The 24189-nt window shown below is 56.8% G+C and carries 21 protein-coding genes and 2 tRNA genes (1 of these 23 running past the window's edge); 11 read left to right on the top strand and 12 right to left on the bottom strand.

The window, feature by feature from the left end:
- Positions 1 to 22 (bottom strand) — tRNA-His (locus tag AC07N4_RS05995); it reaches 154 nt to the left of the window's first position.
- Between the two features lie 32 nt (positions 23 to 54).
- A tRNA-Arg gene (locus tag AC07N4_RS06000) sits at positions 55 to 131 on the bottom strand.
- A gap of 274 nt (positions 132 to 405) precedes the next feature.
- On the opposite strand from AC07N4_RS06000, the gene folD reads away from it, so the two are divergent.
- Both folD and pbpG read left to right on the top strand, forming a co-directional pair.
- Positions 406 to 1260 (top strand): bifunctional methylenetetrahydrofolate dehydrogenase/methenyltetrahydrofolate cyclohydrolase FolD, encoded by an 855-nt coding sequence (gene folD, locus AC07N4_RS06005; protein WP_085712473.1) that lies wholly within the window; start codon positions 406 to 408, stop codon positions 1258 to 1260.
- Positions 1261 to 1488: 228 nt separating this feature from the next.
- Positions 1489 to 2427, top strand: coding sequence for a D-alanyl-D-alanine endopeptidase (gene pbpG / locus AC07N4_RS06010; RefSeq protein ID WP_096822336.1), 939 nt, complete (start codon positions 1489 to 1491; stop codon positions 2425 to 2427).
- Positions 2428 to 2481: 54 nt separating this feature from the next.
- Here pbpG and AC07N4_RS06015 read toward each other — a convergent pair whose 3' ends face one another.
- Positions 2482 to 2688: a hypothetical protein gene (locus tag AC07N4_RS06015; RefSeq protein WP_493065163.1), complete on the bottom strand. Its 207-nt coding sequence runs from the start codon at positions 2686 to 2688 to the stop codon at positions 2482 to 2484.
- Positions 2689 to 2784: 96 nt separating this feature from the next.
- Positions 2785 to 3456, bottom strand: coding sequence for a peptidase C39 family protein (locus AC07N4_RS06020; RefSeq protein ID WP_102621717.1), 672 nt, complete (start codon positions 3454 to 3456; stop codon positions 2785 to 2787).
- Between the two features lie 231 nt (positions 3457 to 3687).
- On the opposite strand from AC07N4_RS06020, the gene AC07N4_RS06025 reads away from it, so the two are divergent.
- Positions 3688 to 3858 (top strand): hypothetical protein, encoded by a 171-nt coding sequence (locus AC07N4_RS06025; protein WP_176504897.1) that lies wholly within the window; start codon positions 3688 to 3690, stop codon positions 3856 to 3858.
- 74 nt (positions 3859 to 3932) lie between these two features.
- Here AC07N4_RS06025 and AC07N4_RS06030 read toward each other — a convergent pair whose 3' ends face one another.
- Complete coding sequence (locus AC07N4_RS06030; RefSeq protein WP_096822339.1) at positions 3933 to 4682, bottom strand: TerC family protein; 750 nt, start codon at positions 4680 to 4682, stop codon at positions 3933 to 3935.
- A gap of 28 nt (positions 4683 to 4710) precedes the next feature.
- A complete protein-coding gene (locus AC07N4_RS06035; RefSeq protein WP_114884147.1) occupies positions 4711 to 4953 on the bottom strand; it encodes a hypothetical protein in 243 nt (80 codons plus the stop codon).
- Between the two features lie 144 nt (positions 4954 to 5097).
- Here AC07N4_RS06035 and nhaR point away from each other — a divergent pair, with 144 nt between their 5' ends.
- Complete coding sequence (gene nhaR / locus AC07N4_RS06040) at positions 5098 to 5997, top strand: transcriptional activator NhaR (protein WP_096822341.1); 900 nt, start codon at positions 5098 to 5100, stop codon at positions 5995 to 5997.
- Here the strand turns inward: nhaR and AC07N4_RS06045 are convergent.
- On the bottom strand, positions 5994 to 7154 hold the full coding sequence (locus AC07N4_RS06045) for an MFS transporter (RefSeq protein ID WP_102621716.1): 1161 nt from the start codon (positions 7152 to 7154) through the stop codon (positions 5994 to 5996). The two genes, nhaR and AC07N4_RS06045, sit on opposite strands and share 4 nt — an antisense overlap.
- Positions 7155 to 7491: 337 nt before the next feature.
- Between AC07N4_RS06045 and sstT the strand changes: the two genes are divergently transcribed.
- The gene (sstT, locus tag AC07N4_RS06050) at positions 7492 to 8724 is read left to right on the top strand and encodes a serine/threonine transporter SstT (protein ID WP_493065164.1); all 1233 of its coding nucleotides are present in this window, start codon (positions 7492 to 7494) and stop codon (positions 8722 to 8724) included.
- Positions 8725 to 8790: 66 nt separating this feature from the next.
- On the opposite strand, the gene AC07N4_RS06055 is transcribed toward sstT, so the two are convergent.
- Entirely contained in the window at positions 8791 to 9300 is a 510-nt protein-coding gene (locus tag AC07N4_RS06055; RefSeq protein WP_096822344.1) for a DUF1993 domain-containing protein, read from the bottom strand.
- Between the two features lie 124 nt (positions 9301 to 9424).
- Here AC07N4_RS06055 and AC07N4_RS06060 point away from each other — a divergent pair, with 124 nt between their 5' ends.
- Positions 9425 to 10072 (top strand): YceH family protein, encoded by a 648-nt coding sequence (locus tag AC07N4_RS06060; protein ID WP_493065165.1) that lies wholly within the window; start codon positions 9425 to 9427, stop codon positions 10070 to 10072.
- 379 nt (positions 10073 to 10451) lie between these two features.
- Here AC07N4_RS06060 and AC07N4_RS06065 read toward each other — a convergent pair whose 3' ends face one another.
- The 3 genes from AC07N4_RS06065 to AC07N4_RS06075 all read right to left on the bottom strand — a co-directional run bounded on the left by AC07N4_RS06065 (position 10452) and on the right by AC07N4_RS06075 (position 15762).
- A complete protein-coding gene (locus AC07N4_RS06065) occupies positions 10452 to 14015 on the bottom strand; it encodes an NACHT domain-containing protein (RefSeq protein WP_493065166.1) in 3564 nt (1187 codons plus the stop codon).
- Positions 14016 to 14235: 220 nt separating this feature from the next.
- The gene (locus tag AC07N4_RS06070; RefSeq protein WP_493065167.1) at positions 14236 to 14754 is read right to left on the bottom strand and encodes a cupin domain-containing protein; all 519 of its coding nucleotides are present in this window, start codon (positions 14752 to 14754) and stop codon (positions 14236 to 14238) included.
- Positions 14755 to 14943: 189 nt separating this feature from the next.
- Positions 14944 to 15762, bottom strand: coding sequence for a shikimate 5-dehydrogenase (locus AC07N4_RS06075; RefSeq protein ID WP_493065168.1), 819 nt, complete (start codon positions 15760 to 15762; stop codon positions 14944 to 14946).
- A 254-nt stretch (positions 15763 to 16016) separates the two neighbouring features.
- On the opposite strand from AC07N4_RS06075, the gene AC07N4_RS06080 reads away from it, so the two are divergent.
- The 3 genes from AC07N4_RS06080 (at position 16017) to AC07N4_RS06090 (ending at position 17092) form a co-directional block, all read left to right on the top strand.
- Positions 16017 to 16367: a hypothetical protein gene (locus tag AC07N4_RS06080; RefSeq protein WP_096822348.1), complete on the top strand. Its 351-nt coding sequence runs from the start codon at positions 16017 to 16019 to the stop codon at positions 16365 to 16367.
- A 245-nt stretch (positions 16368 to 16612) separates the two neighbouring features.
- Positions 16613 to 16807, top strand: coding sequence for a hypothetical protein (locus AC07N4_RS06085; RefSeq protein WP_085712486.1), 195 nt, complete (start codon positions 16613 to 16615; stop codon positions 16805 to 16807).
- Positions 16808 to 16909: 102 nt separating this feature from the next.
- Entirely contained in the window at positions 16910 to 17092 is a 183-nt protein-coding gene (locus AC07N4_RS06090) for a hypothetical protein (RefSeq protein WP_096822349.1), read from the top strand.
- Here the strand turns inward: AC07N4_RS06090 and AC07N4_RS06095 are convergent.
- Positions 17089 to 18150: an AI-2E family transporter gene (locus tag AC07N4_RS06095; protein WP_273535513.1), complete on the bottom strand. Its 1062-nt coding sequence runs from the start codon at positions 18148 to 18150 to the stop codon at positions 17089 to 17091. The genes AC07N4_RS06090 and AC07N4_RS06095 overlap by 4 nt on opposite strands.
- Before the next feature lie 521 nt (positions 18151 to 18671).
- On the opposite strand from AC07N4_RS06095, the gene AC07N4_RS06100 reads away from it, so the two are divergent.
- Together AC07N4_RS06100 and AC07N4_RS06105 are read left to right on the top strand one after the other, a co-directional pair.
- Positions 18672 to 23255, top strand: coding sequence for an RHS repeat-associated core domain-containing protein (locus AC07N4_RS06100; protein ID WP_493065169.1), 4584 nt, complete (start codon positions 18672 to 18674; stop codon positions 23253 to 23255).
- Positions 23256 to 23334: 79 nt separating this feature from the next.
- Positions 23335 to 23826, top strand: a complete 492-nt coding sequence (locus AC07N4_RS06105; RefSeq protein WP_493065170.1) for a hypothetical protein — start codon at positions 23335 to 23337, stop codon at positions 23824 to 23826.
- Positions 23827 to 24189: the final 363 nt, after the last annotated feature.

Raw genomic sequence — 24189 nt, forward strand, 5'->3', positions numbered from 1 at the left:
CTACCAACTGAGCTACGCCCACCATATCGCGTTACTTGTGCCAAAGCTGCCTAATGGCGCACCCGGCAGGACTCGAACCTGCGACCATCCGCTTAGAAGGCGGATGCTCTATCCAGCTGAGCTACGGGCGCCTTGTTAGCTGTACCCTTGGAGGACTACAAACTAAGTGCTTTCCAGTCTCGCAGAACCTTGATTCCGCTCAACCTTCTTAACCAGTGCTAGGCTGTGCCCGACAAGTGCGACGAATAGTATAGAGCGACCTGCAGGTCGTCAAATCCTTTTTAAAAAAAATTCATTTAATTAAAGGGCTTAGGGGAATTTGCTGACCAAGCGCCTTTGCCCTCACCGTCTGACATGCGAGAATGCGTTCTCTTTTTTTCCCCTCTCGATGGTTAATCACGCGCAATGACTGCACAACTAATCGACGGCAAATCAATCGCCGCCAGCCTGCGCCAGCAGATCGCCCAACGGGTAGCCGAACGTCGCGAGCAAGGCTTGCGCACTCCCGGCCTCGCGGTGATCCTGGTCGGCAGCGATCCTGCCTCTCAGGTTTATGTCTCGCACAAGCGTAAAGACTGTGAAGAGGTCGGCTTCCTCTCTCAAGCCTACGACCTGCCTTCTGAAACCACTCAAGAAGCGCTGACCGATCTGATCGATCGACTGAACGACGACCCGGCAATCGACGGCGTTCTGCTTCAACTTCCGCTGCCTGAGCACCTGGACGCCTCCAAACTGCTGGAACGCATCCGCCCGGACAAGGACGTCGATGGTTTCCATCCTTATAACGTCGGCCGCCTGGCCCAGCGCATTCCGCTGCTGCGCCCCTGCACCCCGAAAGGCATCATGACCTTGCTGGAAAGCACCGGTGTCGATCTGTACGGGATGGACGCCGTGGTTGTCGGCGCTTCCAACATCGTCGGTCGCCCGATGGCCATGGAGCTGCTGCTGGCCGGCTGCACCGTGACCGTGACCCACCGCTTCACCAAGGACCTGGCAGGCCACGTCGGCCGCGCCGATCTGGTGGTGGTGGCCGCCGGCAAGCCGGGCTTGGTCAAGGGCGAGTGGATCAAGGAAGGCGCGATCGTGATCGACGTCGGCATCAACCGTCAGGACGACGGCAAACTGGTCGGTGACGTCGTGTACGAAACCGCCCTGCCCCGCGCCGGCTGGATCACTCCAGTACCGGGCGGTGTCGGCCCGATGACCCGTGCCTGCCTGCTGGAAAACACGCTGTACGCGGCAGAAACCCTGCACGCCTGAGTCGCTTTTCCCGCTCTCCCGAAACCCCGCCTCGTGCGGGGTTTTTCATGTCCTCGAAAAAACCTTTACCGTTCGCCGGAAACCCCTATTTTTACAGGGCTTTTCACGACTTTTTCATGCCTCGCAAACAACCATCGACAGTTCTTCAGCCATACTCCTAAAATGCGTCGTTTTACGACACAGTCCGTTACAAATAACGGCATTTCCAACCTTCATGAGTTCGCCCGCGTGAATATTCGTCTGTCCATCCTGAGCCTGGTTTTTGCATTTTCAGGCACGCTCCTCACGCCAACGGTCAACGCCGCCGAAACCACCGCTGCCCCCCGAGACGCTTCGCAACTGAAAATCGCCTCTGGCAGCGCCCTGCTGATGGATCTGCAGACCAATAAAGTCATCTACTCCAGCAATCCGGACGTGATCGTACCGATCGCCTCCGTCAGCAAGTTGATGACCGGTCTGGTCGTGGTTGAAGCTCACCAGAACATGGACGAATGGATTGACGTCGACATCAGCCATACCCCGGAAATGAAAGGCGTGTTTTCCCGGGTCAAACTGCGTAGCGAATTGCCGCGCCGAGAGATGCTGCTGATTGCCCTGATGTCCTCGGAAAACCGCGCAGCGGCCAGCCTGGCCCACCACTACCCAGGCGGCTATGTGGCATTCATCGCGGCGATGAACGCCAAGGCCAAGGCGCTGGGCATGACCAGCACCCACTTCGTCGAGCCGACCGGCCTGTCGGAACGCAACGTTTCCACCGCCCGCGATCTGAGCAAGTTGCTGATGGCCGCGCAAAAACATCCGATCCTCAGCGAGCTCACCACCACCAAGGAAAAAACCGTGTCGTTCCGCAAACCCAACTACACCTTGGGTTTCCGCAACACCGACCACTTGGTCAACAAAGCCGACTGGGACATCAAGATCACCAAAACCGGCTTCACCAATCCGGCCGGCCACTGCCTGGTGCTTGTGACCAGGATGAGCAACCGTCCGGTCGCCCTGGTGATTCTCGACGCCTTCGGCAAGTACACCCACTTTGCCGATGCGAGCCGCATCCGCAGCTGGATGGAAACCGGCAGAAGCACCAACGTTCCGGCGGTGGCTCAGCAATACAAGGCCGAGAAGAACCTCAAGGGTCGCCACAGCGGCGTCGTCGAAGCCTCCAAGTAATCCGCGACACAAGAAAAAGCCCCGAACATTCGGGGCTTTTTTTCGTCTGCTGGATCAGTCGTTGGGCAGCGGCATCTGGTCATCATCGGGAATGCCGTCACCGGCACTTGGATCGCGCCGATGCTCCGGCGTCACGACGACGGGACGAGCCAGCGGATCACGCAGCGGGCTGTCCGGGTCCAGCACCGGATCAACGTCCGGTTCCGGCGTCGTCGGCACACTGTCCGGTTTATGGTCGTCGAAGCTCGAATCGGTACTCATACGCACCTCTCATTCGGGTCATCACCCGAAAAATCGGGCGTTACCTTTAAGAGCTTAGCCCCGCGCCATCGTGCCCGTCAGAAGACGGACGGAACCTCATTTCGCTTCCAGCGCCTTGCGGGCCTGTGCCGCCTCGCGCTCCTGACCGGCCTGTGCCAGTTCATCAGCCGCTTTCAACCAACGCTGGCGATCGACCGCTGCCGGGATCTGCGAAGGCTTCTGAATCAATACTGCCCAGCCACCCGACTTCTCGAGCGCCGACTCAAAAGAGCTGAAACTCATCAGTTCGCGGCGGTTCATCCCGGCGCGCAGCAGCACCTTCTGCTTTTTGCGGTCGTAGCCAGAGAGGATCGCGTAACGCGGCTCGGCCCAGAACGCCGATCCTTCGCTGAAACGCACCATCACCGGGTAACCCGCCGCGACCTGGGTCAGCAGCGCGGGCAACTGGCTGTCCAACGGATAGACCACCATGCCGTACTCGCGGGCCAGGTTCTGCATATTCTGCTGCAACTTGTCTTCGGCGCCCGGCAAATGCAGCGGTTTTTCCAACAGGCCCGGCGTGATCATGACGCCCTGTTGCGACAGCAGACTGGCCAGCACCTGCGGCCCGCTCTGATTGGCTTCGCCACGATAGAAGGTGCCACTGAGCTCGACGCGCTCCGGCAGGCGCTGGACCTCGGGTGCCACACTGCCCGCACAACCCACCAATGCTGTCACGCAACCGGCTACCAGCAACGCCATGCGAATCCGGGAAAATAGCTGCACCATCGTCACTCTCTTGATCAGTTACCGGTCATCGTGTTCCGGCTTGGTCGAGGATCATAGGACGGCGCAACGCTGCGGTATAGCCCAAAGGGGCAGATGCATCGTCTGCATAGAGCGAAGTGATTGGTCACCACCGACCTTTGGTCAATAGCCTGAAACACGCCAGCGACTAGACTGTCATCCAGACAAGCGCAAAAGAGCGAGCGCCCGACGCAGGGCAAAGAGGAGGCACAGATGAGCCTGACCATGACCATCGTAATGCTGATTGCCGGCTGGCTGGCCGTCGCCGCCGCCATGCTGTGGGGCGTGCTGCGGATTTCCCGGCGCCACCATCACCACCCTGCACAACCCGCACCGATCAAGAAAGTCGAGAAACACAGCACCCGTCACGCCACCGCGCACTGACCTCCTGCAACCGACTCAAACAAAAAGGCCGCCTGGACTCTCGCGAGTTCAGGCGGCCTTTGGTTTTTCAGCGATTACGCTTCGGCAGTCAGTTTCTTCTGTTTGGCGCGGCGCGACATCATGTTCAGCACTTCAATCGAAGCCGAGAACGCCATGGCGGCATACACATAACCTTTCGGTACGTGGGCGCCGAAGCCTTCGGCGATCAGCGTCATGCCGATCATGATCAGGAAGCCCAGGGCCAACATCACCACCGTCGGGTTGTCGTTGATGAACTTGGCCAGCGGATCAGCCGCAAACAGCATCACCAGCACCGAAACCACCACCGCGATCACCATGATCGGCAAGTGTTCGGTCATGCCGACCGCGGTAATGATGCTGTCGATCGAGAACACCATGTCCAGCATCAGAATCTGCCCGATGGCGGCAGCAAAGCCCAGGGTCACTGTCGACGTGGCGGACTTCGGATCTTCCGGCGCCGGGTCCATGCTGTGATGGATCTCGGTCGTCGCTTTCCACACCAGGAACAAGCCACCGGCGATCAGGATCATGTCCTTCCAGGAGAACGCCTGGCCGAGGATCTCGATGACCGGCGCGGTCAACTGAACGATGAACGCGATGGTGCTCAGCAAGGCCAGACGCATGATCAGCGCCATGCCGATGCCCAGGCGACGGGCCTTCTGCCGGTACTGCTCGGGCAGTTTGTTGGTCAGGATCGAGATGAAGATCAGGTTATCGATGCCCAGCACGATTTCCATCACCACCAGTGTGGCCAAGGCAATCCAGGCGGTCGGGCTGGAAGCGAGTTCTAACAGATATTCCATGGGTCAGTCCTGACTCTTGTAAGACGATTTAGATGGTCTTGGAGGAAGATTCGGATTTTTCCGCGTCTTTTTCCGGGGCTTCTTTTTTCTCGATCAAGCCGCCAGTGGCCTCGCTGAGCGCTTGCTCAGCGGCTTTGTGCGTGTCGTCGATCGCCTGCTTGGCGCTCTCGGCCGCCTTGCCCATCAACTGCTGGGCGCTTTTTTCAGCCTGGTCGCAACCCGCCATAAGCAGTAAAGACGTAAACATCAGTGCCGGGATCGTGTATTTCATGAGGTTTCCTTCGAATGAACAGACAGGGTCACAGACCACTCGTCGATGGCTGGGCATTCTAGGGAGACAAACACTTCAGGAAAATTCGTATTTTCAGCGGCTATACTTCGATTTATACGAACTGTATTTCATGGACGGATCGCCATGCTCAATTACCGACAACTGCACTACTTCTGGGTGGTCGCCAAGACCGGCAGCATCGTGCGCGCGTGCGAGCAACTGAACCTCACGCCACAAACCATCAGCGGACAGATTTCCCTGCTCGAACAGACCTACGGCATCGAATTGTTTCAACGAGTCGGCCGGCAATTGGAGCTCACCGAAGCCGGGCGCCAGGCCCTGCCCTATGCCGAACAGATGTTTCAGCTCGGTGGCGAACTGGAACTGATGCTGCGCGCCCAGCCCAATGAACAGCAGATCCTGTTCCGGGTTGGCGTGGCGGACGTCGTGCCCAAATCCATCGTCTATCGCCTGATCGCGCCGACCATGGAACTGAGCGAGCCTCTGCGCATCACCTGCCGCGAGGACAAACTCGAGCGATTACTGGCGGATCTGGCGATCCAGCGCCTGGACCTGGTGATCTCCGACAGCCCGATGCCCTCGCACCTGGACATCAAGGGCTACAGCCAGAAACTCGGGGAATGCGGGATCAGCTTCTTCGCCACCGCCGAACTGGCGGCGCAGTACGGTCAGGATTTCCCACGCAGCCTGCACGGTGCGCCGCTGTTGATCCCCGGCGCAGAAACCGTAGTGCGCAGCCGTTTACAGCGCTGGTTCGCCGAGCAACAGATTCAGCCAAGAATTGTCGGGGAGTTCGATGACAGCGCCTTGATGCAGGCGTTCGGCCAGTCCGGCAGCGGGATCTTCATCGGCCCGAGCGTGATTGCCGAGGAAGTGAAGCGCCAGTACGGCGTCGAATTGATCGGACAGACCGATGCGGTGAGCGAATCGTTCTACGCGATTTCGGTGGAGCGCAAGGTCAAGCACCCCGGCATCAAAGCGATTACCGAAGGTGCCCGACGCGAGCTGTTTACAGAGTTTTAAGCCGGCGCGCAGACGTCGCGCGGCTTGAGCACCATCAGCACCATGGCGAGGAAAATCGACAGCAGAATGAACCCGGCTGCGGCGAAACCCACGAAGCCGAGGCCGGCGCTGTCGATTACCCGACCGCCAATGATCGCGCCCAGACCAATCCCGAGGTTGGCCCCGGCAATGTTCAGCGACGCCGCAAAGGCCGGCGCTTCAGGAGCCGCTTTCATCAAGCGCACGTGGCTGACCAGAAACAGCGCCGCCTGCGTCACGCCCCAGATCCCCATCGCCGCCGCCAGACCCAGCGACGAATTGATGTTCGGCACCAGCGCCACCATCCCGGGGATCATGAACGCACAGAACATCACCGACGCCATCAACGGATGACGATCCACCGCACGACCGCCCAGCGAGTTGCCGATCAGGCCGACCGCGCCAAAGCCCATCAGGCACCAGCCGACCACGGTGCCATTGAAGCCGGCCAGGCGTTCAAGAATGTCCGCCAGATAGGTGTAAGCGGTGAACATGCCGCTGAACACCAGGATCGACAGCAACACATGACCGAGCATCAGCGGGCTGCGCAGGATCTTGAACTGTGAAGCGAAGCTGACCTGATGCTGGTGCAGGCTGGTTTTCGGCAGATAGACAAACAGCAGCAACGCCTTGGCAAACGCGATCACCGCCAGAATGCCGAACGCACTGCGCCAGCCGAACGCGTCGGAAATCAGCGTGCCGACCGGAATGCCGAATACCGTGGCGCAGACGATGCCGAAGCCGATCTTGGCGATGGCACGACCGGCGAAGTCCGGGCCGACGATATCCACGGCGGTTTCACTGGCCAGCGCCCAGAACACCGGCAGCCCCAGCGCCGGAATCAACCGTGCAATGGCCATGACCCAGATGTTCGGTGCGAATGCCGCCACGGTATTGGCCAGTCCGAACATGATCAGGATGGTGATGAACAGTTTGCGCCGTTCGAAACGGGCGAAATATGCCGTCAAGAATGGGCCGAACATGGCCACGGTGAAAGCGAATAGAGTCACCAGCAACCCGGCTTGCGGGATGGTGACGGCCAGGTCGCGGGCAATCGCCGGCAACAGGCCGACGATGACGAACTCCGTGGTCAGCACCGTGAACCCGGCGGCAGACAACAGAAGGATGGGCAACAGCATGAGGAACTCCAGCAAAACGACGACACCAGCGCTGACCCGAAGGCCCGCTGGCAGAACTTGAAAATAAGGATGCGCAATCTTAACAGAGTGTTTCCAGAGTGACTTGCACAAACCTGTCTAAGTTGCCGAACAATCCGGTGGCAGATCGTCACAGGTCTGAAGGATCCGGACGCCCCTGTGATAAAGTCCGCGCCCTGCAAAACGTACACCCTGTTCAGCCGCCCGTTTAACGGCGTGGCTGTCGCGTCATTCCTTTCGGTTCGTGTCTGTGGCCTGCCCCCGATTCATCGCCCGGATCACGCAACCTTGCACCCTATAAAAAAGCAGAGATGCCGTTATGACCGCTTCATCCCCTTCTCTATTGCAACGCCTTAAAAGCCTCAGCCTGGTCACACAGATCCTGATCGGCCTGATTGCCGGCATCGCCCTGGCGCTGCTCGCGCCGGATGCGGCCAAAGGCACCGCATTCATCGGCAAGGTGTTCGTCTCGGCGCTGAAAGCCGTGGCGCCGATCCTGGTGTTCGTGCTGGTCATGGCCTCGATCGCCAACCACAAGCACGGCCAGGAAACCCACATCCGGCCGATTCTGTTCCTTTATCTGCTGGGCACTTTCGCCGCTGCCGTGGTCGCGGTAATCGCCAGCACAATGTTCCCGTCGCATCTGGTGCTGTCCACCGACAACATTACCGTGAGTGCGCCGGGCGGCATCGGTGAAGTGCTGCAAAGCCTGCTGCTGAGCGTGGTGGAAAACCCGATCACCGCGCTGATGAACGCCAACTTCATCGGCATTCTGGCCTGGGCCATCGGCATGGGCGTAGCCATCCGCCATGCGGGCGACACCACCCGGGAAGTGGTCAGCGACCTGTCCAACGGCGTGACCCTGATCGTGCGCGTGGTGATCCGCTTCGCGCCACTGGGGATTTTCGGCCTGGTGGCGTCGACCCTGGCCACTTCGGGTTTTGGTGCACTGGTCGGTTACGCACACCTGCTGGCGGTGCTGCTGGGTTGCATGCTGTTCGTGGCGCTGGTGATGAACCCGCTGATCGTGTTCTGGAAGCTGCGTCGCAACCCGTACCCGCTGACGCTGAAATGCCTGCGTGAAAGCGGCATCACCGCGTTCTTCACCCGCAGCTCGGCGGCGAACATTCCGGTCAACCTGGAATTGAGCAAGCGTCTGGGCCTGCACGAAGACACCTACTCGGTATCGATTCCGCTCGGCGCCACCATCAACATGGCCGGCGCGTCGATCACCATCACCGTGCTGACCCTCGCGGCCGTGCACACCTTGGGTATCGCCGTGGACATCCCGACCGCCATCCTGCTCAGCGTCGTCGCGGCGATCTGCGCGTGCGGAGCATCGGGTGTGGCCGGTGGTTCGCTGCTGCTGATTCCGCTGGCGTGCAGCCTGTTCGGCATCCCGAGCGAGATTGCCATGCAAGTGGTCGCAGTCGGTTTCATCATCGGCGTGTTGCAGGATTCGGCCGAGACGGCGCTCAACTCCTCCACCGACGTGCTGTTCACCGCCGCCGCGTGCCTGGGCGAAGAGCAGAAAACCCAGCGTCCGGCGTAAAAACCGAGCGCAATAAAAAGCCCGCCAAGGCTTGCACCTTGGCGGGCTTTTTCGTTGCAGGGCGGTTTAGAACGCGCCCATGTAATCGCGCTTGCCCACTTCCACACCGTTGTGACGCAGCAGTGCGTAGGTGGTGGTGACGTGGAAGAAGAACTGCGGTAGACCGTAGCTCAGCAGGTAAGCCTGGCCGGAGAAGCGCTTCTCTTTCGGCGTGCCCGGACGGGTAACGATTTCAATGCCTTCCTTGCCATTGATCTGCTCAGGCTTGATCTCGCCGATGAAGGCCAGAACCTTGGCGATCAACGCTTGCAGGTCGGCGAAGGTGGTTTCTGTGTCGTCGTATTTCGGAATCTCGACTTCAGCCAGACGCGAAGAAACGCCTTTGGCGAAGTCCACGGCGATCTGTACCTGACGCACCAGCGGGAACATGTCCGGGTACAGACGCGCCTGCAGGAAGGCGTTCGGGTCGATGTTTTTCTCGGTGGCGTGGGCTTCAGCCTTTTTCAACACATCGCTCAGGGCGTTGAGCATTTGTTGGAAAACCGGGACGGATGCAGCGTACAGGGAAATGGTCATGGCAGTCTCACGTGGTGGCTGGGTGAATCGTGGGGCGATTATAGCCATGCTCGCGCGCCGCGCGGCTTGTCTTTTATCCAGCAAGGATTAGGCTAGGCGCCTTCGACTGCAGAGGGAACGCGCGATGACCACAGAACTTGATACCAACGCCAACGAACCACGGCTCAACGCCACGGAAATCCGTATTCTGGGTTCGCTGATCGAGAAACAGGCCACCAGCCCGGAAACCTATCCGCTGACCCTCAACGCCCTCGTACTGGCCTGCAATCAGAAAACCAGCCGGGAACCGGTGATGAACCTGACCCAGGGCCAGGTCGGCCAGAGCCTGCGCGCCCTCGAAGGTCGCGGTTTCGCCAAACTGGTCATGGGCAGTCGCGCCGACCGCTGGGAGCACAAGGTCGACAAGGCGCTGGAACTGGTGCCGGCACAGATGATTCTGACCGGGCTGATGTTCCTGCGAGGCCCGCAGACCGTCAACGAACTACTGACCCGCAGCGGTCGCATGCATGAATTCGAAGACGCCGAACAAGTGGTGCATCAGCTGGAACGCCTGATCGCTCGGGATCTGGCCGTGCTGATTCCACGTCAGGCCGGCCAGCGCGAAGATCGTTACACCCACGCACTGGGTGATCCGGCAGACATCGAGGCGATTATCGCGGCGCGACAGAATCCGAGTGATCGCGGCGCTTCCAGCGGTGTGTCAGTGGAGCGCATCGAAGAGCTGGAAGCGCGGATTGCGGCGCTGGAAGAGCGTCTGGCCCGCCTCGAATAACCACCACTAATGAAGTGTGGGAACGTGATTGCTCGCGAAAGTAAGTTGTCATCCAACGCATGCGGGGACTGATAAATCCGTTCGCGAGCACCCCACCGTCTATATCAATCTCATCCATACGGATAGCGCGTATGGCGTATAGCGATATACCAATTGAAAACGACTTTCTTTTTTGACAAGCCGTACTTGTATCATCGCGATGGCCGCCAATTGATGCCGCGAAAATGGGGCAGCGCTTCCAGCCTCGCTCATGCCATCCTCAACTAGGAACAGAGTAACTGCATCAATCGATGGATTGATATGCGAAAGATGAGCTCATCACGCACCTACAGATAGCTGTAACCTCTTCCCTATTCCACGACACCTTGACTGTATGTCGTTAGGCTATGGGCACTGCACCGTCTTCGAGATCCATCGATAACAATAACTCTTTCAGCGAGTCGACAGGTGAGTTCCTGATCATTCGGCATGTAGGCTCCTCCCGCCCACGCCAGCAATCCAAGGCCTCAGCAACTACCGTTTTGTCTATTCGCGCACCTTGACTAAGCCAGTGACGGAGAATCTTTATTGCTGACTCCACCGTCATTTCACTATCAGAGCGAAGACAGGCCAAGCTCGAACTGATGAGCTCCATCGATGCCGGTATTTCTAAATTACGAATAGCCTCAAGAAGACCGCTGATATCACCTGTTGAGTATTGCTCAAGCCGCCTCACTAACACCTGGGCGATTCCTTCAGAGATATGATGCTTAGCTAGCATTATTATGTTTCGCATGGGAACGCCAGTCGACTCATTCAAAAGCAATTCGAGCTCATCGCGACTCATAGGGAGCTGTTTGCAAATTTCTACAGCCGCTTTACTGATCCAGTCAGAGGCATGCAGAAGCGCTCGCTTTATCTCCTCATGCTTGAACTGCAGGTTCGCAACCTTATCCCAGTCCGGCGGCGGGACATCAACATCAGCCAGCATCTTGAATATCGAAGGTGGTGAACCATCGTCGAGTCGACAGAGTAGCTCGCGAGCCTCTTCGCCCAGCGCGAACAGATTGAGCGGCAATGACTGCGCTAAGACTCTCATTGTAGAATGAGCGGCGACTGCATCATGTGGTTGCACCCAGCTAAAGACATCACTAACGGGTGTTCTCATGAACCCTGATGCCCTCACGAACGCAGAAAACTGGGGAAATCCCCGCCATATTTTTTGAGTTCGATTCTCGATAACTCCGTCGTTAACGAATGCCAATGCAATTGAGCGACACAGTTCGTGGGATGCCTGAACCCATTGAGCTTCATTACCTATTAAGGTTGCTGACGCCTCGTACGCCTTAGTATTCGCAATGCCGATCGAAATAGGCTCAATCCCGCGAGATCGCAAAATTTCATTAAGTTGAATTATGAACCCTACGTTTAAGAGGCCTTTATCGCCCAGATCACTTTTCACGAAAGATTCAATGCGATCATTCGACTGAGCATTAAGAGCCCCCAACACTAAATGTTGCAGAAGATCACGATTGCTACCGTCTTTTTTATCCAAAAGATCACTGAGGCTGAAGGGTTTGAAAGTTGGCAACAGCTCTACCAGCGCGTTGAGCACTGAGCTAGCGTCGTAATAGGATGGCCCACAAGTGACGATCGCTCCCCATGCCACAAGTTTGACATCAGTATCAGCAGCCCTTAGCCTCAACTCAGCTTCGTTCGCCATCAGTCGGAAGGCTCTCGCTCCGACAGTAGAAAGCGACATTCCTATTCTGAATCGATCTGCAGTTCCCCTTTCCACCGCGGCGAAGGACTCTTGGATCAACTTCTTTACACAGCTATCAGAAATCAAAATATCTTCATTTTGGAGCAACGTCAGAGCTTCTTGCAGTTGTCCAGAAGTCCCCGCAGCATGGCGGTCTAGGTACAACTGCACTAGGTCACCAGCCAAACCCATTGCTACCGCAAACTCAACAACCTCTCGCATATTCGGCTGCTCAACGATATACGTCACTACCTGAGGGGAGTGGCGGACCGTGTAGCGTGCAGCTACGAACTCGCAGAATGTCTTATGGATAAAGGTCAGCAGCTCCGTACCGCTGTGAAAGACTTTTTCAACTAGCCCCACCCGCTCCCAGTGAGCCACTGCCTTTCGAACTTCACTACGGCAAATCAACGCTGGCTTAGCGACCAGTGGAGCCAGCGTGTCCGCTGATCGCTCAATCAACGCGTTGAAATTCATCAACGGATCACACATCAGGTGCCATCCAATGATATCGAGAACATAGATAGCAATATCGGCCTGCTCTGGTGCGCCATCAAATGCATGTTCGGTAAAAAGTTTGATGAGCTCGGAGTAGAGCCCAAACCGTGTACGGGGCAGTGCCCGGTGACGGTAAATCAGAGCGGCAGACATTCCTAACAGCTGAGGGCTGATTGCGACAGCTTCACTTGGTGAAATTTTCTCTGGTTTTTCGGGCAAAACATTAGCATCGCATGGCTGAGGAAACTCGCTCACAGGTTCCTCGACAGCCCTCATCAGCACTGCAAGATTAGCTGAGCCCTCAGACGTGACGGGAGGTAGAAGACGGTAATGAGTCCAGTCCGATAACGCCGCAGTTGCGTAGCCAATCGGCCGAGTGGTTACTATGACCCGCGCGTTGGGATGCCCTTCTGCAAAACGATAGATTTGTTTCGCTACTTCATGATGCTCCGCGCCACACTCGTCAAGCCCATCCAAAAGTACAACCCAATTCAATCCCTTCGGACCAATGATTTGCTCTGGCGAAATTCCAGATCCACTCAGAGAATGACTCAATAGAACATCAAAAAAGGCTCCTCCCCCTACCATAGCCGCAGCGATGGGCTTGAGTGAAGTACTGAGAACAATGAAGCCATCCAGCGCATACTGATGAGCTAAATCCTTGATCATCGTTGATTTTCCCATCCCTGGGCCTGCTACAACGACAACTCTATTCCTGAAGCGACCAGCCCACACAGAGTCGTATCCGCCACCGCTGTGCTCGCGCTTTGTACTTGAGTGATAGAGTTCTAAAGCCGTCGAAACATCAGCAGCCTCCTGGCGCTCAAAGGTAATTTCCCCAAGATGCATCGGAAGGAGATGTGCTATTGGAATGCGGCGTCGTATGCCAGTAATCGAGAAATGGTCACTGGTCTTGGCAACCCATTCGGTATGGCGATTGAGTAACGATGCAGGGAAATCATCGTCACGTATGGCGATCACTTCACTTCTCAGCAAGTACACAAGATCCTGCAAAGTCCATCGACCTCGTTTTGCGATGGACTGTACTGCACGATGGTAAAGCGTATTCCACGCAGCTTCGGCTGCGTCCTTTTTGGCGCACACATGACGAAGAACCTCCTTCGCAGCAATAACGCTCGTGTCTTCAAAACTTAGGCCATGAACAACTCTGATCCGCATCGCCTGGCATACCTTCTGTACAGGTATATTTGCCGCCCTCAATCGTTTGTTCCAGTCTTTACCTATAGATGTAAGAGAATCTGTCCGCCCCTGCCCCAATCGCTCGATATCAACTGCGAGGTCCTCAGTAATAGTCTTGCTTGTATCAGATGCCACGACCAAGAGACCGTAGGGAAAGGCGCCGTTATTTATCGCCTCTGCGATTGCCAACAGTGCTATCCATAGATTATTTCCACGCACAAGACCTTTTTTCACTTGAACTTCAACTGCTTGATCACTTTCTAGCTCAATACGAAGATCATCTCCGGGCCCCTCGCTTTCGGCCCACACTGCAATCGGTCTATCGTGGCATACACCGTCGAGCCAACCCAATGCAGTACCCCGAAGGATATGCGCGCCCACGATGGCGGTTACCAAGGCCTGAAAATGAACACCACCACCAACAGCAGTGCCTCCGCCGTTTTTTTTGGGACGAGGAGCGCGAGGAGTCTTCGAGTTAGTTGCTTTTCTGTTTTTGATTGTCATCGCTGACCTTCTGCCTAAAGTGTCCGACGCACGGCGCCATCAGCGGCGGAGCAACTTAAAGTATTCATGGAGTGCCTACGAGGGTGCCTTTCTAAGTTGATAACTCCCCAAAAAAATGTCACCGGATTACTTACAGTGGTAAAAAGGCGTTTTTACGTCGCTGATAAACTCATAATGAAATGGATATTCCCACAGCGGTTCTACTAATAGGAGGCCCAGGCTACTCGCCGTCCCAGTAATCCACCCCATCCGACTGCCGCGCCACTGCGACGAACCCCGAGGCATTGCCCTCGGCATCGATGCTGAAGTTATCCATCACCGAGTATTTGTTCGAGTCCGGGTACTCGCAGATTTCCGGTTGCTGCTGAGTGCTGACCGCCAGATAACGCAGTTCTTCGGCGCTGGTGTTGATGATTTGATGCGCCTTTTCCGGGCCGCCCGGCGGGCAGGCGATCACGTCGCCGGCGCGGATCGGGAAACGCTCGGCACCAAGGCGCACCTCCCCTTCCCCGGCCACCACATAAAACATTTCCTCATTGACCCGATGACTGTGAAACGGGCTGCCGCGCATACCCGGTGGCAGCGCATACAACCGATAACCGAGCTTTTGCGCGCCCAATTGCTGGCCGACCCGGGCAAATCGTTGCTGATAACGCCCGGCGGTTTCGCCTTCGGGGGCCAGGGCTTCGGGCAACGGTTCGAGTTCGACGTCATTCAGGTTGAGAATGGGCGGGTGCATGCAAACCTCGGTTTTTGTCGTGGGGCAAGTCTGTGCCTGCTGATCCGGCAGTATAGGCAAACCCTTCTGATCAAAAAACATGTCGCGGCCTTCGCGAGCAAGCCCGCTCCCACAGGGGAAATACATTTCAATGTGGGAGCGGGCTTGCTCGCGAAAAGGCCCGGTCAGGCACCGCACTCCCCAAGCTCTTTAGCTACGGGCAAACGCTACCGCTGCCTTGAACTGCTCGACCGTCGGCCGCACTCCGGTGTACAGCACGAACTGCTCCAGCGCCTGGATCGCGATCACTTCCAGCCCGGTGATCACTTTTTTACCTTCGGCGCGGCCACGCACGATCAGCGGGGTTTCCGAGGGGATCGCCACCACATCGAACACAGTCTCGGCAGACTTGATCACATCCACATCAAAAGAAAGCTGACCCGCTTCCGGGCCGCCGTCCATCCCCACCGGGGTGACGTTGATCAGCATCTGCGGGCGTTCATCGCCCAAATCCGCCTGCCAGCGATAGCCCAGGGAGTCCGCCAGCGCACGGCCAGCGCGCTCGTTACGGGCCACGATCAAACCATTCTTGTAACCGCCATCGCGCAAGGCACTGGCCACCGCCTTGGCCATGCCGCCGCTGCCGCGCAGGGCGAAGGTCGAGTCCTTCGGCACCGCGTGGGTTTCCAGCAATTGGGCGATGGCGATGTAATCGGTGTTGTAGGCCTTGAGATGGCCGTGGGTGTTGACGATGGTGTTGATCGACTGGATCGCCGCTGCCGAGGCATCCAGCTCATCGACCAGGGCAATGCTGGCCTCCTTGAACGGCATCGACACTCCGCATCCACGAATGCCCAGCGCACGAATCCCGCCGACGGCACCCGGCAGATCCTGGCTGCTGAAGGCCTTGTAGTAGAAATTCAGGCCCAGTTGCTCGTACAGATGGTTATGAAAACGCAGACCGAAATTCCCGGGACGCCCAGACAGGGACATGCACAGTTGGGTGTCTTTGTTGGGGTTCATCTGCATGGGAGTCTCCTTCTAATGCACTTTCGGATGGACGGGATTAGCCAGACCATCGGCTTCTGAACGATCATAAGGCGGTCTGTTCCGGGCATCACAGCCATTACATGAAACCCGGTAAGCAAGCCGGTACAGACCTTACACAAAATTTACCCAGCCGCCGTGCTGTTTTTCCAAATGTTGCTGTCTTAGAAGTATCCCCGCGCCATCCCGAGCCTGTTGCAGGCCTCGACGCCGGGTCGAAGAACCGAGGATTTATCATGATTCGTAAACTCCCCATCGTGGCCTTGTTGATCGGTGCATGCGCTATCACAGGTCAGGCAGAAGCCCATGGCGGTGGCTGGCAGGGCCCGGCGGTATTTGGTGCGATCGTCGGCTCGGCCATCATCGGCTCGGCGCTCATCAACCAGGATCGTCCGGTGTATGTTCAACAGCCTGTTTACGCTCAACCGGCACCGGTGTACGTGCAACAACCGCCACCACCGGTCTACTACCAGCCGGCCCCGGTTTACGTACAGCAACCGGTCTACGTGCAACCGGCCCCGGTGTATTACGGCCCTCCGCACGGCTATTACGGTCGTCCGCACTACTACGGCGGCCCGCGCTGGTAGCCAAAACACAAAGCCCCGCTGTTTAGCGGGGCTTTTTCTTGCCCTGGATTAAGGACGCCGTCTGTCGGACAAAGTCTGAAAAAATCTCGCCAAGGTCGCTGTGGGGACAGTTTGAACCGTTAAAGTCGGCATGATGGACTCGACCGTCGGGGGCAAAACACAAAACGGTCATCTATTTGTCATGACGGAACCGCAATCTGAATCCGTCCGCATACAACAGGTTGATAACAACAAGGACGACTTGAATGCCTACACAGAATCCGCACCGCATCGTCGGTTTATGCACCTCGAGCAAGGTGTACAACGCACTGACCGAGCTCAAGCACCTGGAAGGCCATCGCACGGCGAAGTTTGTGTCGCTGCTGGCGGAAAACCTGGTGCGCAAGGGCTTGCTCAATGAGCACGAGATCGTGCACATGCTCGATCAAGTGGTGGATTGAGCCAGTCCTCACTGGCATCAATGTCCACTATCGAAAGCGTTGATTGTCCCTGAAACGGACGAGTCCTTAAGGTAGCTCCATAGATTGATGGAGGTACTTCTCATGGCTCAGGTTCAAATCATGTCCGTTATCGGCAGCGCGGTTCCCGCATCGCTCAGAGAAATGGGACTGCTCGCCTGCTGGTATCTGGTGCGCGACGGCGAGCCGGTCAGCGGCCCGCTCACTTCACTGCCAGCCGCCCAGGCATTGTCGCAACGGCTGATCAACGGCCCGTTCAAGGCTTAAGGCAGCTGCACCTTCGGCCTGGTTTCGATGAACAGCGCCCAACTCGACATGAACAATGCAGCGATCAAAGGCCCGATCACGAAACCATTGAGGCCGAACACGGCCATCCCGCCCAGCGTCGAAATCAAAATCATATAGTCGGGCATGCGGGTGTCCTTGCCGACCAGCACCGGACGCAGCACGTTGTCCACCAGGCCGATCACGAATATCCCGAACAACCCCAGCACCACGCCCTGCCAGATCATCCCGCTGAGCAGGAAATAAACCGCCACCGGCGCCCAGACAATCCCCGCACCCACCGCCGGCAACAGCGATAGAAACGCCATCAACACCGCCCAGAGCAACGCGCTGGGAATGTCGAGAAACCAGAAAATCGCCCCGCCCAATGCGCCCTGAGTAATGGCCACCAGCAGGTTGCCTTTGACCGTGGCGCGCACCACCCGGTTGAACTTCAGTTGCAGCCGACGCTTGTGATGCTCCTCCAGCGGCACCGCCGTGCGCACCTTGCGCGCCAGTTCGGCGCCATCGCGCAGAAAGAAAAACAGCAAGTACAACATGATGAAAAAACTCACCACGAAATCGAACGTGCCCTGGCCGAAACTGAACGCCTGGGTCGCCAGCACCTGACTGCCCTGCATCGCAGCCTTGACGATTTTCTCGCGCAAGGCATTGAGTTCACCCACGCCAAAACGGTCGAGCAGGTGCTGAAAGTACGGCGGCAGGCTGTGCTTGAACTGCGCCAGATACGCGCCGATGTCGAGCTTGCCGCTTTCGATGTTGTCGTAGAGCACCGCCCCTTCCTGCACCAGCAACACGCTGATGACGATCACCGGCAGGATCGCGATCACCAGGCAGACACTCAGGGTGCACAGTGACGTCAGGTTGCGTTGCCAGCCGAATTTCTGCTGCATCCGGCGCTGCATCGGCGCAAACAGAATGCCGAGGATCACCGCCCAGAACACCGCGCCGTAGAACGGCAGCAGGATCCAGATGAAGGCGATGGTCACCAGAAACAGCAGCACGGTGAGGGATTTGAATTGCAGACTCTTTTGGTTCATGTCCGGTCCATGTCAGTCAGGCGCCACGCGCACTCGCCCAACTTAGTCAGCCCACGCCCGCGCGAGTGCCATCTTTGTTCATGGAGCATAGATCCAGATCGATCAGGTCTCGATGGGGGGCAAACATTGCCCATTTGGAATAGGGTTGCCGGTCAGTTTGGCTCGTTTATCCATGACTGTTTTCAAACAGGGTCCCCAGAAGCTGTACCGATGATTCTGGCAACGGAGAATCAAATAGCCACCACTCAGATTGACAGTCTGTTCAATTCCCTTTCATCATAAAAAAAGGATTTTATAGATGGATAACACGGAATGTTTGCCCCAGCCATCCAGGCCTTCCATAGCCCGGCGATTCACTCATGCCTGCCTGCCTTTCAGGCTCTGACCGCTAATAGCCCTCAAGCGCTGGCCGCGTCTGTTTCGTTACCACTCAAGTGGAGCAACGAAAGCTCACCGGACTTCGAATACCTGTCCGTGAAAGCCCATCTGTCTCCAGGTCAAGTGGCCGCCGGGGTGCTTTCATGAGCGCGCAAAAAGCCGTTAAGCCACAACGCGAACCGCAAGTTGCGCTAACACCGCTGAGCGAGGTGTATCTCGAAGACGTGGGGCTGGGTGCCGAGCATTTCGATGCCTGGCTGCGAGACATCAGTGATGACTGGATCAACCTGGAGCGAATCAAAACCGTGGCGGGCGCCCTGCCGGCAGTGGGCAACGTCATTGCCTTGATGGATGCCCTGGGAGACATCGTCACACTGGCCACCAGTGACGAGCCTGATCCGTTCGTCTGGGTCAGCCTGGGCATCAACCTGATCGGTGTCATTCCGATTCCGCCGACAATGGCTGCAGCACGCATGAGTCTGCGGCCGATGCTGTTTCTGGTGCGTCAGGAGGGCAAAAAAGCGCTTGGCGATGCCCTGATCAATATCCTGATCGGGCACTTGAACACCGATATCGTCGGTACACTCGAAGACTTTGTCGGCGACAAGGCCAAGACAAAACTCAAGGATTTGCTGGACGCCGTCGGCTTGTACGGCGAAGAAATGGTCAACGATCTCGCCCGGGGTCTGGACGAACTGGCAACCGGCACCTTCAAAACCCGGGCGGACATCGACGCCCTCGCCAAACATACGGACGCGTTACTGCACAATCCTCGGGAGATAATCGAAAACTCCTACGGAGCTGCCGCAAGCATCCTCAAGCTCACTTACAAGAGTGCTGCCAACGCCGCAGCGCAGTGGGTTATTCCGTCAGAGATCAGCGCGCTCATACAGCAAAACACACCCAAGTTACGTGCTCTTGCACCCAAGCTACGTCGCGAACTCAACAAGCTGTCTGACCCACAGAACCCGGACTCCCTCGAACGCCTGCGCCAAACCCTGGCCGACAGCGTGAAAGAATGGACGCTGCGCAACGAAAATGGCCAGGGTGCCAGCGTCAAACCCGATGCCGTCAGCCAGGCAATGTTCCTGGCGAGTGCCAATGCGCTGGAAGTAATCCGACGCCAGAAGCGTGGAAAAAAGCGGCCGAAAGAACAGAAAAACGGCGTTTGCCCCGGTACATGTAAAAGCATCAGTTTTGCCATGGGTTCAGAATCCATGGAGCACACCGACTTCAGCTTGCCAGGACCGTTCCCGGTGGCATGGACACGCACTTACAGCTCCGCGCTGAGCGCCTACGACCAGGATGTCTTGGGCGCGCGCTGGGTCAGCGAGTTCACCACACGCTTCGATTGCATCGACGACAGTCTGGTGTTTCATGATGCCGATGGGCGCAGCCATGACTATGCATTGCCCAAGGTAGGCCTCTTCCATTACGACCCGATCGAAGACTTCACGCTGATACGTGCCAGCGAGCAGCAACTGGTGCTGTGCCGCGGGTACGACCGCAAGGAAACCTACGTCCGCCATGGCCACCGCTACCTGCTGAGCGGTGTGGTCCTGCGCAACGGTGCAGGGGTGATGCTGCATCACGAGCATCGGCATGACGATCTGCCAATACTGTCCGACCTGATGACCTATCAGGACGATTTAACTCAGGTACACCTGCACCTGGGCACGATGCTCGACGAGCAGGGTCGCTTGAGCGGCCTGTGGGAAATCAGTGACGGTACTCCCCTGCGCCAGCTCTGCGGGTATCACTACGACAGCAGCGGCGATCTGGTCCTGGCACAGGATGAGCACGGTGCAACGTGGAATTATCAGTATCAGCATCACTTGCTTACCCGCTACACCGATCGCACCGGACGTGGGATGAATCTGCAATGGGAAGGGCTGGGCGCCGACGCCAGAGCCGTGCGCGAGTGGGCCGACGATGGCAGTTTCGATACTCGCCTGGAGTGGGACAAAAATATCCGCCTGACCTACGTCACCGATGCCCATGGCTACGAAACCTGGCACTACTACGATCTTCTTGGTTACACCTATCGCATTCGCCATGCCGATGGCAGTTCCGAGTGGTTGTTCCGCGATCAGGCCAAGAACGTGGTGCGCCACGTTCACGCCGACGGCACTACCGACCGTTTCAGCTACGATAACCGTGGCAATCTCTTGGAACACATTCGCGCCGACCACAGTGTCGTGCACTACGCCTACGATGATCACAGCCAACTGATCAAGATCAGCGATGGCGAAGGCGGCCAGTGGCAACGGACTTATGACGACCGCGGCAATCCGATCGAATCCATCGACCCTCTCGGCAACATTACCGAGTACACCTACAACGCGGCGGGCCAGCCTACCGCGATCAAAGACGCCCACGGCAATGAAAAAACCCTGGCTTACAACGATGCCGGGCAGTTGGTTGAGTACGTCGACTGCTCGGGCAAGACCAGCGCATGGGAGTACGATGATCGCGGCCAAATGGTCGGTTTCACCGACGCGGCCGGCTTGACTACCGAGTACCAGTACCTGGCTGGTCAAATGGTACTGATCAAGTACCCGGACAACACCGAAGACCGCTTCGAGCGTGATGCCGAGGGGCGTTTGTTGGTGCATGTCGATGCAATGGATCGCCGCACCACCTGGAGTTATACCGTCGCCGGGCAGATCGCCGAGCGCGTCGATGCCGCCGAACAGACCCTGCGCTACCGCTGGGATCGCCTTGGGCGCTTGCAGAGCCTGGAAAACGAAAACGAGCGGCGCGCCCATTTCCACTATGACCCGATGGGTCGACTGCTGGAAGAAAGCGGTTTCAACGGTCATACCACGTGCTACCAATATGATCCGAACACCGGTCGCTTGCAGAGCACGGTCAATGGCGCACGCGTGATCTCGGTCAAATTCGACCCGTTGGGCCGTCTCACCGAACGCCACGCCAGTCTAGGCGAGCAAACACAACAGGAAACTTTCGCTTACGACAACAACGGCAACCTGGTCATGGCCTGCAACGAGCAGAGCCGTTTGCAGTGGTTCCATGATCCTGCCGGCAACCTGGTGCGCGAACATCAGCACTATCTGGGCCTTGACAAACCTCAGGTTGCGGTCTGGCAGCACGAATACGACGTGCTCAACCAGCGTATCGCCACCGTGCGTCCGGACGGCCATCGCGTCAGTTGGCTGACCTATGGCAGCGGGCACTTGCTCGGCATGCGCCTGGATGAGCATGATCTGATCGGCTACGAACGGGACGACCTGCACCGGGAAGTCGCCCGCCATCAAGGCAATCGCCTTCTGCAAACGCAAACATGGAGCCCCACCGGGCGTCTGCAAGAGCAGTTGCTGACCCGTGCCGACGACAAATCCACCCTGTTGAAACGCGAATACCAGTACGACGCCGTCGGCCAACTGACTGACATCAATGACAGCCGCCGCGGCCCCCTCGCCTATCAATATGACCCGGTAGGCCGACTGCTCAGCGCCACCACTCGCCAGGGCGTGGAAACCTTCGCCTTCGACCCGGCCGGTAACTTGCTTGACGAAAGCGTCCGGCAGATTCGCAGACCACTGGATCAAGACCCGCCACGCAGCAAGCTGGTCGACAACCTGCTGCGCGAATACGCCGGCACCCACTATGACTACGACGAACGCGGCAACCAGATTCAGCGCTGGCACAACGGCCAACGCTGCGACCTGCGCTGGGACTTGTTTGATCGGCTGGTGCAATACGAAGACTCACGACTATCCGTCGATTTTGCCTACGACGCACTTGGACGACGCCTACACAAAAACTCTACGGCGCACTACAAACATCGTCCCGAAGCCGGTTCCCAATGGAATCGCAATGAGCATGCGCGCAAACAACGCGAGCTGGGTTGCGGTTTCACGTTGTACGGCTGGGACGGTGACCAACTGGCGTGGGAAAGCAGCCCGGCCCAACACGAAAGTGGCACCGGTCGCACCGTGCACTACATTTTCGAACCGGGCAGTTTCGTACCGGTGGCACAGGCACTGCGGCATCAACCGATTCACCTGAGTGATCAACCCGACTACAGCGACAGCTACAGCCTCGATGACGACCCTTTGTGGAATCACAAACCGGCCGCTCTACCCTTCGAGATGCTGGCCTGGTATCAATGTGATCACCTTGGCACTCCGCAGGAACTGACCGACCAGCAAGGTAATACCGCGTGGAGCGCGCAATACAAGGCGTGGGGGGAAATACGCGAACAGCGCTCGGAATGGGCGCAACAGCAAGGGCTGACGAACCCGATTCGGTTCCAAGGGCAGTACCACGACCATGAGACGAGGCTGCATTACAATCGCTACCGTTACTATGATCCGGCTGTTGGCCGATTTATAACCAAGGACCCGATCAGCTATGCCGGTGGGATCAATCTTTACCAATATGCTCCCAACCCAGTCGGATGGGTGGATCCACTAGGTCTGGCAAAACACAGCCCGGATAGCGTGCACTGCCAGCGTCTGGAGAAGAAAATCTCCAACATCAAGGAGGCGCTGGACAAACGCTGGCATGAACTCGAATCTGATGAGCAGGGCTTGCCAGAATACATCGGTCCTGGGGAAAGTCTGTATCAGACCCGTCGTGGGCACCGAACCATCATTAACCACACGGACGGAAACTTGCGAAAGCTAGAGCGTCAACATGATGAAGAATGTAAAAGCGAAAACAAGCCCGGCACTTGCCCGTGTACAAAAAAGAAAACATGAACCCCAGAAAAATCAAATACAAACATGAAACTACCTACAATTAAAAAGCAACCAACAAGAGTTCAATGACCAGGTATCTATGAAAGAAATAAAAGACGCACTTCATGCAGCGACCGGTAAAGGTGCACGCAAGGTCATTGCAGCGCAAGCCGATATTTATGAGAATGCCACTCTGGCCAACGAATATTTTTCGGATGAATGCCTGGAGCTCATAACCTACATACTCTCTACGGAAGACCTGTTCAACAAGCCTGGAATGCATGTATTCATAGTAAAAATACACACCGACATGGATATCCTTTCAGACAATCAGAAACAGAAGCTTCTGGATACAGTATCTCTAAATTATCAACGGTATAATCAAACCGATCTGTGTTGGCATTTGGGTGACCTAATAGCCCGATGCTACGATTCAAACCTGGCCATGAACTTCTTTCAGCATAATTTCGTTTCTGCAACACCTCAGGGAAAAGAAGGCATTGCACTTGGACTTGACATTCTCGCAAGACACTCAAAGCGCGATCCAAAAATCATGAAAAAAATAGAAACCATCTTAAAAGGTGAAAACTGAAAAAAGCGCTGATGTTTATCTGGACCAAGGCACTCGATAAATTTCTGATCTTATTGTTTTCCTTGACGACAAACCGACTGAAAGTCCAAGCACAACAGAAGACGTTATCATTGAGGCTTACAACTACATCGCTGGCCAGAATTCATACTCAAGAAAAAGAAAAAAAGGCGTAGCACTCGGGCTGGAGATCATGAAAGCAATGACCGAATCATATGCCATCGCGATTAAAGCGGTTTGAGAACCGAAGCGCACAAGATCAGCGCTGAGCAAAATATCGCTGATTCCCCGGCAACTGACGCAACTTCCTCCCCGTTCATAAAACATAGACCCAGATCAACAAACCCTCGCCGCACCTCGTTTACC

Source organism: Pseudomonas sp. GW821-FHT09E04 (assembly GCF_059416185.1).